We start from the raw sequence: 10595 nt of genomic DNA, 5'->3' as shown, positions 1-10595 counted from the left end.
ACACGCCCACTTGACCTACAATTCTAGATAATGGGAATCTGTCTATTAATATCTATATTCGAAAGCAATTATAATTATCAAGGTTTCCTGACATAACTTCTTCGAATATAAGTGCAGACCTTTGCGCTACTCCTTAAGCAATTTTAAGCTAAATCAAATAAGAGAATTTCTCCTCCTTGGGGAGATGTTATTGTTAAATCTGTTATCTCGCTTATTGCTAAACCATCACCATTAACTAGGGGAATTCCATTAACTACTACTTCTCCTCTAGCTACTTGTAACCAAGCGTAACGTTGTGGAGCTAAACTATAGGACAGCTTATTTGTCGGGTTTAAGATTGCGCCATGAATAGTGACGTCTTGATTAATCTTCAGTACTGTTTCTCCTCCCTCCTGACTAGCTAAAAGGTGAAACTTACCAGGATTTCCCCCTAAGTTAACGCTTTTTTGTTCATAACTAGGACTTAATCCTTTTTGTTTGGGGATAAGCCAAATTTGTAATAAATGTACAGATTCAGTCTCAGAATGATTAAACTCACTGTGTAAAATACCTGTACCCGCGCTCATGCGCTGCAATTCTCCTGGTAAAATAATCGAACCATTACCGATGCTATCTTTATGTTCTAAGGCTCCATCAAGTACATAAGTAATAATTTCCATGTCTTGATGTCCATGAGTGGCAAAACCTTTACCAGGTGCTATCATATCTTCATTAATCACTCTTAAACTTCTAAAACCCGTGTATTTAGGGTCATAGTAATTACCAAAAGAGAAAGAGTGCCTGGTCTGTAACCATTCGTAATTAAAACTACCTCTGTCTTCAGCTTTACGTGTGATGATCATCAAAAAATTAGCAATAAAAGGTAAACTATTTCTTCAAAGCTTGTTGAATCAGATTATCCACTAATTGAGAAAAAGATACTCCCGTTTCTCTCCAGAGTAAGGGATACATACTCAAAGCGGTAAACCCTGGAAGAGTATTGATTTCATTGATTAAAACGGATTTAGTTGATTCTAAATAAAAGAAATCTACTCTAGCTAAACCTTTAGCATTAATCGCTTTAAAAGCAGTGATAGACATTTCCTGTATTTGTTTGGCTACCTTGTCAGGGATAACCGCGGGAATAACTAAATTAGCTTTCCCGTCGGTGTACTTAGTTTCGTAGTCGTAGAAATCGCTATCATAGCTTATCTCTCCTATTATAGAGGCTCGGGGTTGTTCCATCTCTAAAACTGCACATTCCACCTCTCTAGCTTGAACACCTGCTTCAATGATAATCCGAGAATCAAAACTAGCCGCTTCATCTAAAGCTGTTTCTAATTCCCGACGATTTCTTACTTTACTAATTCCTACAGAAGAACCCAAATTGGCGGGTTTGACAAAACAAGGATAAGCAAGAGTAGCCTCTATTTCGTCACAAAGTTTCGGAAAAACACAGGGATTAGACCAAACTTCCTCTCTAGAAACACTAACGTATTGTACTTGTGGTAAACCTGCTTGAGCAAATGCCATTTTCATAGCAATTTTATCCATACCCAATGCTGAAGCTAAGACACCACTACCCACAAAGGGAACTTGCATCAGGGTTAATAATCCCTGAATTGTACCGTCTTCGCCGTTAGGTCCATGGAGTATGGGAAACCACACATCAACAGTAGTTACCTCTTCGGGAAATTGCCAGAGTGAACCTGATTTTTCTTCTTCTAGGGGTTTACCAGTTTCTAAAACTCCTTGGGAGATGTGAGGATCTCGCCAAAGACCATTTTTTTGAATGTAAAAGGGTAATAATTGGTATTTAGGGGAACTCGTTAAAACTTGGGCGATCGCCTTAGCGGAGATAATCGACACTTCGTGTTCTCCTGAACAACCCCCAAATAATAGCCCTAGGGTTAGTTTACTCAACTTGCACTCCTGTTAAACTAAAGGCGCGGGTTTCGTTGATTTTTACTTTCACTAATTTACCCTTTAAAGTTGCTATATCCCCATCAAAAAAGGTTAAACAGTTACCCCTAGTTCTCCCCATTACTTGTGTGGGATTTTTGGGGTTTTTGTCTTCCACGAGTACCTCTTCGATTCTACCAAGATAACGTTCTCGGCGTTGGGTTGCTGAGGTAGCTACTAGATGGTTTAATCTCTGTAAGCGATCGCTTTTGACTGCTTCGCTGATTTGAGACTCTAGTGTAGCCGCTGGTGTTCCTGGACGTGGGGAGTAAGCCGCTGTATTGACTTGATCAAACCCAATATCTGCTACTAATTGTAAAGTATTTTCAAATTGTGCCTCTGTTTCGCCTGGAAATCCGGCGATCGCGTCGGCGCTAATAGCTGCATCGGGCATATATTCCCTGATTTTAGCGATAATTTGGCGATATTTTTGCTGAGTATAACCCCGAGACATAGCTTTGAGAATCTCATTGTCTCCCGACTGAAAGGGTATATGAAAGTGTTCACAGACTTTAGGCAATTCTTGACAAGCGCGAATCAACCTTTCTGTAAAGTAACGCGGGTGAGAAGTAGCAAAACGAATACGTTCTATTCCCGGGACATCGTGTATATAGTATAATAAATCTGTCAGGGTGTGTAGATGTCTTCCTGTAGGAGTTGTACCTGGTAAATCTCTCCCGTAGGCGTCGATATTTTGACCAAGTAGGGTTATTTCCTGATATCCTTGTTGGGCGAGTGTTTCTATTTCGGTGCGAATAGCTTCTGGAGTTCTTGACTGTTCTACTCCTCTGACATTTGGTACTACGCAATAAGTACATCTCTCGTTACACCCATAAATCACGTTTACCCAAGCACTTATTTGACTTTCCCGACGTGGTTTAGTGATGTCTTCGACGATATGGATTGGCTCTGTTGCTACAAGTTGACTACCTGCAAATACTTGCTCTAACAGGTTTTCTAGCTGGTTAGCGTGTTGTGGTCCCATGACTAAGTCTAATTCCGGGACTCGACGTAATAATTGTTCTCCCTCTTGTTGAGCTACGCAACCTGCTACAATTAAGGTTAAATCTGGTTCTGTTTGTTTTCTTTTGGCTTGTCTGCCTAGATAAGAGTAAACCTTTTGTTCGGCGTTATCCCTAATCGTGCAAGTGTTATATAAAATTACATTAGCCTGATTGGGGTCTTCTGACCATTCAAAGCCCATTTCTTCGAGAATCCCCGCCATACGCTCCGAGTCAGCTTTATTCATCTGACAACCAAAGGTAGTGATATGATAACGTTGAGATGATTTAGGCATATTTTCTGTCATACTAGGAGAGATTGGCAAAGATTCAGTTGTTGATTATAGCACAAAATTATGGTTATTGAGTGGTTACAGTTTGAAGTTGTCCCTACCGCCAAAGCAATATTTATCGAAAAAGACGATGAGATTTATACTAGTTTTCTCAAAGGTTATCCAGGTTTTTTAGGTAAAGAAATTTGGGTTAGTCCTCGGGAAGAAACCGAGGTAATCGTGGTGATTCATTGGGAAAGCAAGGACGCTTGGATGTCTGTACCCGAGGCTGATTTAATAGTAGTAGAAGAGCAATTTTCCTCAGCAGTTGGTGCTGATAATTATCGTCTAGTTGAGGTAAGAGAATATCAAGTGAGAAAGTTTCGTCAGGTTTAATAATATATATGAGTTTCACAACTTGAAAATGTCGGCTCTGGCATACTTGTGGTGATAAGTAAACCAAGAATGGTTATAAGGAACAGGGAACTCCGCTGTCTTAACAAAGATGCCTATTGCTATACTGTGGACTTTCCTGTGTCTCTATTCGGAGTTCTCTTATCAAGTAGCGCTATCAAAAGATCTGCAAAAAAAGTCGCCAGGGAAAACCCATAGGTATCCTGACAACTTTAAAGTTTATAGTTTATTTTTCTAGACGTTTCTTTCTAAGGAAACCACCAAAACCTAATAGTAAAGCAGAAGCAGCTAAGGTAGTAGGTTCAGGAATCGGTTGTTGAACATCAACTTCTAAGACAAAAGTGCCTGTACCTCCTAACCCATCAGATAGAGTTAAATTAGGTCGCAGGGCAGGTGGTACTACTACCCTAAAATCTAGTACACCATCACTGGGCCAGGTTTCAACGTTGGTTGTAGGAACTGAGAAAGAACCAACTACTGAACCTGCAGCACCACTGCTAATTTGGGCAACAATGTTATTGGGGATGCTAACTTCATTGGGGTCATGATCATTGCTAACAGCTGCAATTCTAGGATTGATAAGGTTACTTACATCTAAGTCTGTGTCAGTAATGACGTCAAAACTGACAGTAGAGTTGGGTAAAGCAATAGCATCTGGCATAGGATCACTGTCTAGGTTAATTACTGGTCCAAATCGCAGTGAATCGTTTTGTCTAACTATCAGCATAGCTTCAGCCGGAAAGGCTAAAACAGCAGCTCCGAGGGTCGTAGCTAGAAAAGCTAATTTTTTCATAATTATAATTAGGTAAAAAATGCACTAATAATGTCCTGATTAAAATACTAACACTTATAATTAATCAATTAACCTTACTTTTTTAAAGATTTGGTAAAGTTGGTCAGATTGTGTATAATATAGTAGTAGTTTAAATTAATTATTTATGGCAGGGTCATCGAAGAAGTCTCAGCAAGTAATCATAGAAGACTATCGCAACATAGATAACAATAAGCTGACTCCCATGTATCAGCATTATGTCCAGGTCAAGGAACAATACCCCAACGCTCTATTATTATATAGAGTAGGTGACTTTTTTGAATGTTTCTTTCAAGACGCAATCACCATCGCTAGAGAATTAGAATTAGTTCTCACCAGTAAAGAAGGTGGTAAAGAAATTGGACGCATCGCGATGACGGGAGTACCCCACCACGCCTTAGAACGTTACGCGCGCTTACTGATAGAAAAAGGCTACGCCATCGCCATTTGTGACCAAGTAGAAGACGCAGCCCAAGCAGCAGCAGAAAGACGTATTGTAACTAGAGAAATTACTAAAGTTCTCACCCCAGGTACTCTCACCGACGATGAGATGTTATCAGCTAAACGCAACAACTACTTAGCTGCAGTAGTGGTAGCCAAAGAACATTGGGGATTAGCTTATACAGATATTACCACAGGAGAATTTTTAACCACTCAATCTAGTAATTTAGGAGATTTAAGTTTAGAATTACTGCGTTTACAACCCGCTGAGGTATTATTTCCCACCAATAGTCCTGACCTTAATAGTTTATTACGTCACGAAGAAAAAACCAACGATTTACCCGAATATCTTCCCGATAGTCTCTTTTATTCCCTAAGATCTCAATCACGTTTTAGCCTAGCTGAAGCTAAACCTCGTCTGTTAACCTATTTTAAATTACGTTCCCTTGAAGGTATCGGTTGTGAACATTTACCCCTAGCTATTCGCGCCGCAGGTGGACTGCTACAATACCTAGAAGAAACCCAAAAAGCCCATCAAGTACCCCTACAAACTCCACGTACCTATAATTTAAGCGATTATTTAATCTTAGACCACCAAACCCGACGCAATCTGGAAATTACCCAAACAGTCAGAGATGGGACTTATCACGGTTCGTTACTTTGGGCTTTAGATCGTACTTGTACTGCGATGGGAGGACGAACATTACGCCGTTGGTTATTACAACCCCTAATCGATAGACAATGGATTCTCGCGCGTCAGGAAACTATTACAGAATTAAGCAAAAATTTGAGTTTAAGAGAAGATATCCGTCAAATACTGAAAAATATCTATGATTTAGAACGTTTATCAGGACGGATTGGCGCGGGAACAGCTAACGCTAAAGATTTAATCGGTTTAGCTGAATCTTTATTTAGATTAAAAGAATTATCAGAATTAGTAACTAGTTGTCAGTCTATCTATTTACGCGCTTTACAACAAGTTCCCCCAGATTTAGAAGCGATCGCCCAACAAATTACTACTTATCTAGTTGAATCTCCCCCCCAACTCCTCAAAGAAGGAGGATTAATCCGCGATGGAATTAACCCAGAATTAGACCAATTACGTCAAAACCTTCTAGAGGATAAAGAGTGGTTGACTAATCTAGAATTAACCGAAAGAGAAAAAACTAGAATTAGCAATCTTAAGGTAGGTTATAACAAAACCTTTGGTTATTATTTAAGTTTACCTCGTTCTAAAGCCGATCAAGTCCCTCCTAATTATGAACGTAAACAAACTTTACTTAACGAAGAACGTTATATCACCGCTGAATTAAAGTCTAGAGAAACTCGTATTCTTACTACTCAAGAGGATTTAAACGAGTTAGAATTTGAGATTTTTAATAATCTTAGAGCAGAAGTAGCTGAAAAAGTTAGTAAAATTAGAGATATCGCTAAAGCAGTAGCTGCAGTTGATGTCCTCGCAGGTTTAGCAGAAATAGCCGTAACCCAGGGTTATTGTCGCCCTGAAATTAATCAAGCACGTCAAATGAAGATTATTGACGGGAGACACCCTGTAGTTGAACAATCCCTAGGTGCAGGATTTTTTGTCCCTAATTCCACCACTATGGGTGAGTCTAACCCTGATTCTCCTGATTTAATCATTCTGACAGGACCTAATGCTAGTGGTAAAAGTTGTTATCTGCGTCAAGTAGGTTTAATCCAATTAATGGCGCAAATGGGCAGCTATGTTAGTGCTACTAGCGCTAGTTTAGGAATATGCGATCGCATTTTTACTCGCGTAGGTGCAGTAGATGATTTAGCTACAGGACAATCTACTTTTATGGTAGAAATGAATGAGACAGCCAATATTCTTAATCACGCTACCCCTAAATCCTTAGTCTTACTAGATGAAATTGGTAGAGGCACAGCCACCTTTGACGGTTTATCCATCGCTTGGGCTGTCGCTGAATATATCGCTACAGAAATACAATCTAAAACAATCTTTGCCACTCATTATCACGAACTCAACGAATTAGCCTCAATTTTAGACAATGTCGCTAATTATCAAGTTACCGTCAAAGAACTAAGTGATGAAATCATCTTCTTACACCAAGTAACCCCAGGGGGCGCCGATCGCTCCTACGGTATCGAAGCAGGAAGACTCGCCGGTTTACCCCCTGTCGTTATTCAGCGCGCCAAACAAGTAATGAGCCAAATAGAGCAACATAGTAAAATAGCTCTAGGATTACGTCAGGGAAACTCCAGGGGTTAGGGGTTAGGGTTATTCCAAATTAAGAATGCGCGAATTAATTATTTTTTCGCACATTCCTCATTCTTCATTCTTCATTCCTCACAGGTGTAGGTTTTTAACATTTCGGTGAAGACGAGACAAGGAAGGAAGAATGGGGGACAAGGTAGATACTACAATTCAAAAAGTGTGTTTTTGATTCAAGGTAATATTTAAATACATATACTTCGAGAGTCTACTTTCCCTCCTTGTCTGCCTTGTCTTACCTTGACTACAAACTTATTGTAAAAAACCTACCCTTGTCAGATTCCTCCCTCTCCCCTTAAAAGTTGCCATTTTTGTAAATAAATGTAAAGATGTTCTCATAAACTTAACAATCCTTCACAATCAGCTATTATGAACTCATCCACACACAACAACTTACTAAAATTCATCAACCAAGAGCTAGATATACCTGCAGGCTCTTTGGCGATGGCTATACGTCAAAGTGAAACATCATTAGGCTCTTTGCCGATGATTTTATGGCAATATGGCTTAATTAATCTCAAACAGTTAGACCTAATTTTGGCTAGAATGGAATATTGTGACTTATAGCCTAAATCCGATGCAGATTCAAGAATTTTTAAACCTAAGTCTAGGTAAATGGTTTTCTCAACGCACTAGTTACCTAATCAATCCCGAAAAAGCAGACAATAGCAAATCAGAGATAACCATTAGTGAGTTAAATTCAGAGCATCCTGACTTAGTAACCCTTTGTGAAAAACATCAAATTAAGCCACAACAGACTTATAGTGGAATTAAATCAGCTTGGGATAATTCCGTAGATTGGGGAAAAAGCAAAGAGCAGGGATTCTCTATCTTAGTCATCATTCCCGATAGTGCAGAATCAAACACAGGTAAAATTTTACAATCAACCAACCTTAAGACACAACCTAGCTTATCAGGTAACTATATCGTTGGTAATGATGATGCTCTGACTCTCACAGTAGAAACCCCAACTCTAACAATAAAAGAGCGTCTATGGTTTCCTAGTGATAATCTACGTATGCGCACCTGTTTAATTGAATCTCACCAGGGTTGGAGTAAAACCTCTTTTTATTCAGAAATCCGTAAATTAGCTAGCTCTTGAATTTGTTCCTGATATTGCGCAGGAGCGATAGATAAAGCTTGAGTAAATAAATCCTGAGGGGTTTGGGTGTCTCCTTGATTACGTAAAACGATCGCTTTAGCAACTAGGGGGCGAAAATCCTGTTGATTAGCGACAATCATTTGATCATAAATGGCGATCGCCTCGTTATAGCGATCGCTTAGGGCGTAAACTTGTCCTAACAATAATTGTACACCGATTAAATTATCTCCCGTGAGCTTATTTGTACTCAAGGTTTTTTGAATTAAATTAATAGCGGTTTCTGATTCATCTAGGGGAAGTAATAAGTTAATCATTCCCTGTAAAGCTTGAAGATCACTAGGATTTTGGTTCAATAGACGTTGATAAACAACCTTTGCTCCCTCATAATCAGCCAATTGTTGTTTAGTTTGAGCTAAGAGGATACTATATTCAGTAAAATCAGGATGAAGTGTAGCTAAAGTTTCCAAAGGAGTAACCGCAGCCTCTAAATCTCTTTGTTTGAGTCTAATTTCTAATAAACCTTGTAAAGCCGTCTCATTTTGTGGCTCTCTGGCTAAAACCAATTGATAACCTTTGGCTCTATCGTTTAACTCCTCTTGATATCCCTGATTAACACTGTTAGTTGTTTCTTTAGCCGTTACTGCGTTAATAATCGGAAACACAGAAAAGGTAGCAAAACCTACTAACATTAGTAATAAAACAGCATACATAAAAGGACTGCGCTTAAACTCAGAGAGATTCATCGATTTTGTAGAATCCTATACTTTTCTTCAACAATTTAACACTAATATAGATCATTTAACTCAAAATTGTCGATTACAATGGTGCAATTAACCCCCAATCCTAGTTACAGTCTAACTATACGTTTAGAATTACCCAATCAAGCAGGTACTCTAGCTACAGTAACCCAAGCTATCGCTGAAGTAGGCGGAAGTTTAGGACAAATATCTTTACTCGATAGAAGTCTCAAAATTACCCGACGTGAATTAACCGTTGACGCTTATAGTTCAGAACACGCAGAGAAAATTGTCAACGTTATTAAAGAATTACCCAATATCAAAGTCTTAAAAGTATTCGATCGCACCTTTGATTTACATCGAGGAGGTAAAATCAGCATCGAAAGTCGTTTAAAGGATTTATCCCAAACCGAATTAGCCATGGCTTATACACCAGGAGTGGGGAGAATCTGTCAAGCCATCGCCTCTGAACCCGAACAAGTGTACTCTTTAACCATCAAAAATAATACAGTAGCGATCGTTACCGATGGTAGTGCTATCTTAGGATTAGGTAATTTAGGACCAGAAGCAGCATTACCCGTAATGGAAGGGAAAGCGATGTTATTTAAACAATTTGCAGGAATTAACGCCTTTCCCATTTGTTTAGCCACCCAAGATACCGAAGAAATTATCAAAACAGTTAAAAATATTGCTCCCGTGTTTGGGGGAGTCAACTTAGAAGATATTGGCGCACCGAGATGCTTTGAAATCGAACGCAGACTCAAAGCAGAAACCGATATCCCCATCTTTCACGACGATCAACACGGCACAGCCATTGTTAGTTTAGCAGCCCTCTTAAACGCCCTTAAATTAGTCAAAAAAAGCCTAAAAGACGTTAAAATCGTTCTTAATGGGGCAGGAGCAGCAGGAATCGCTATCGCTAAACTCCTCAAACAAGCGGGAGCTACTACCATTTGGTTATGCGATCGACAGGGGATTATTTCCACACAACGTGATGATCTAACCCCCGAGAAAGAAGAATTCGCTGTAGAAGCTAGTGGAACACTCGCCGATGGGTTAGTAGATGCTGACGTTTTTCTCGGGGTAAGTGCTCCTAATGTAGTAACAGCAGAAATGGTGCGTACCATGGCAGCTGACGCGATTATTTTTGCTATGGCTAATCCTATACCAGAAATTCAACCAGAATTGATTCAAAATGACGTAGCCATAATTGCTACAGGTCGTAGTGATTATCCCAACCAGATTAACAACGTCTTAGCCTTTCCAGGAGTATTTCGAGGTGCTCTCGATTGTCGTGCGCGCAAAATCACCCCCAATATGTGTCTAGAAGCAGCCAAGGCGATCGCCTCTTTAGTTACTACCACTGATTTAAGTCCTGAGTATATAATTCCCTCAGTCTTTGATAATCGAGTCGCTACCGCAGTAGCAGCAGCTGTACAACAAGCAGCCCGAGAAGAAGGAGTAGCTCGATATTAAGACCAGATTGTGGTAAGAGTACGGGGTTAGGTGGAACGGTGGAACGGTATTCCGTATTCCGAATTCTCCCCCATCTCCCCCTTCTCCCCCCCTCACAGGTGTAGGTTTTTGACAATGAGATTCTGGCGAAGGTGAGACAAGGAAGA

At 39.7% G+C, this 10595-nt stretch carries 10 protein-coding genes; 5 read left to right on the top strand and 5 right to left on the bottom strand.

Annotated elements, in window-relative coordinates; all coding sequences use genetic code 11:
- Positions 1-143 precede the first annotated feature (143 nt).
- Genes EA365_11165 through miaB form a run of 3 tightly spaced genes read right to left on the bottom strand, consistent with a single transcriptional unit; the run spans position 144 to position 3238 of the window.
- Positions 144-842, bottom strand: a complete 699-nt coding sequence (locus tag EA365_11165; protein TVQ44034.1) for a pirin family protein — start codon at positions 840-842, stop codon at positions 144-146.
- A 25-nt stretch (positions 843-867) separates the two neighbouring features.
- Complete coding sequence (locus EA365_11160; protein TVQ44033.1) at positions 868-1902, bottom strand: D-alanine--D-alanine ligase; 1035 nt, start codon at positions 1900-1902, stop codon at positions 868-870.
- Positions 1895-3238 (bottom strand): tRNA (N6-isopentenyl adenosine(37)-C2)-methylthiotransferase MiaB, encoded by a 1344-nt coding sequence (miaB, locus tag EA365_11155; GenBank protein TVQ44035.1) that lies wholly within the window; start codon positions 3236-3238, stop codon positions 1895-1897. Before miaB ends, EA365_11160 begins: the two co-directional genes overlap by 8 nt.
- Before the next feature lie 60 nt (positions 3239-3298).
- Between miaB and EA365_11150 the strand changes: the two genes are divergently transcribed.
- Positions 3299-3610: a TIGR03792 family protein gene (locus EA365_11150; GenBank protein TVQ44032.1), complete on the top strand. Its 312-nt coding sequence runs from the start codon at positions 3299-3301 to the stop codon at positions 3608-3610.
- 244 nt (positions 3611-3854) lie between these two features.
- Here the strand turns inward: EA365_11150 and EA365_11145 are convergent, their stop codons facing one another.
- Positions 3855-4421 carry a PEP-CTERM sorting domain-containing protein gene (locus EA365_11145; protein TVQ44031.1) on the bottom strand — a complete coding sequence of 189 codons (567 nt, stop codon included), beginning with the start codon at positions 4419-4421 and terminating at the stop codon, positions 3855-3857.
- Positions 4422-4566: 145 nt separating this feature from the next.
- Between EA365_11145 and mutS the strand changes: the two genes are divergently transcribed.
- The 3 genes from mutS to EA365_11130 all read left to right on the top strand — a co-directional run bounded on the left by mutS (position 4567) and on the right by EA365_11130 (position 8236).
- Complete coding sequence (mutS, locus tag EA365_11140) at positions 4567-7131, top strand: DNA mismatch repair protein MutS (protein ID TVQ44030.1); 2565 nt, start codon at positions 4567-4569, stop codon at positions 7129-7131.
- A 372-nt stretch (positions 7132-7503) separates the two neighbouring features.
- A complete protein-coding gene (locus tag EA365_11135) occupies positions 7504-7701 on the top strand; it encodes a DUF2949 domain-containing protein (protein ID TVQ44029.1) in 198 nt (65 codons plus the stop codon).
- Positions 7702-7711: 10 nt separating this feature from the next.
- The gene (locus EA365_11130) at positions 7712-8236 is read left to right on the top strand and encodes a phycobiliprotein lyase (GenBank protein TVQ44028.1); all 525 of its coding nucleotides are present in this window, start codon (positions 7712-7714) and stop codon (positions 8234-8236) included.
- Here EA365_11130 and EA365_11125 read toward each other — a convergent pair.
- Positions 8203-8979 carry a cellulose synthase subunit BcsC gene (locus EA365_11125; GenBank protein TVQ44027.1) on the bottom strand — a complete coding sequence of 259 codons (777 nt, stop codon included), beginning with the start codon at positions 8977-8979 and terminating at the stop codon, positions 8203-8205. The two genes, EA365_11130 and EA365_11125, sit on opposite strands and share 34 nt — an antisense overlap.
- Positions 8980-9057: 78 nt before the next feature.
- Between EA365_11125 and EA365_11120 the strand changes: the two genes are divergently transcribed.
- Positions 9058-10449 (top strand): NAD-dependent malic enzyme, encoded by a 1392-nt coding sequence (locus EA365_11120; protein TVQ44026.1) that lies wholly within the window; start codon positions 9058-9060, stop codon positions 10447-10449.
- The last annotated feature ends 146 nt before the right edge of the window (positions 10450-10595 follow it).

The sequence above is a fragment of the Gloeocapsa sp. DLM2.Bin57 genome (assembly GCA_007693955.1).
Classification (GTDB): Bacteria; Cyanobacteriota; Cyanobacteriia; order Cyanobacteriales; family Gloeocapsaceae; genus Gloeocapsa.
The sequence above is the reverse complement of the archived record's forward strand: the minus strand, read 5'-3'. Positions and strand labels throughout refer to the sequence as shown.

Bases quoted from the DNA above. Each gene is read 5' to 3' on its own strand.
- mutS (TVQ44030.1), top strand. From the start codon at position 4,567: ATGGCAGGGTCATCGAAGAAGTCTCAGCAAGTAATCATAGAAGACTAT.
- EA365_11150 (TVQ44032.1), top strand. From the start codon at position 3,299: ATGGTTATTGAGTGGTTACAGTTTGAAGTTGTCCCTACCGCCAAAGCA.
- EA365_11125 (TVQ44027.1), bottom strand. From the start codon at position 8,979: ATGAATCTCTCTGAGTTTAAGCGCAGTCCTTTTATGTATGCTGTTTTA.
- EA365_11165 (TVQ44034.1), bottom strand. From the start codon at position 842: ATGATCATCACACGTAAAGCTGAAGACAGAGGTAGTTTTAATTACGAA.
- EA365_11145 (TVQ44031.1), bottom strand. From the start codon at position 4,421: ATGAAAAAATTAGCTTTTCTAGCTACGACCCTCGGAGCTGCTGTTTTA.
- EA365_11130 (TVQ44028.1), top strand. From the start codon at position 7,712: ATGCAGATTCAAGAATTTTTAAACCTAAGTCTAGGTAAATGGTTTTCT.
- EA365_11120 (TVQ44026.1), top strand. From the start codon at position 9,058: ATGGTGCAATTAACCCCCAATCCTAGTTACAGTCTAACTATACGTTTA.
- miaB (TVQ44035.1), bottom strand. From the start codon at position 3,238: ATGCCTAAATCATCTCAACGTTATCATATCACTACCTTTGGTTGTCAG.
- EA365_11135 (TVQ44029.1), top strand. From the start codon at position 7,504: ATGAACTCATCCACACACAACAACTTACTAAAATTCATCAACCAAGAG.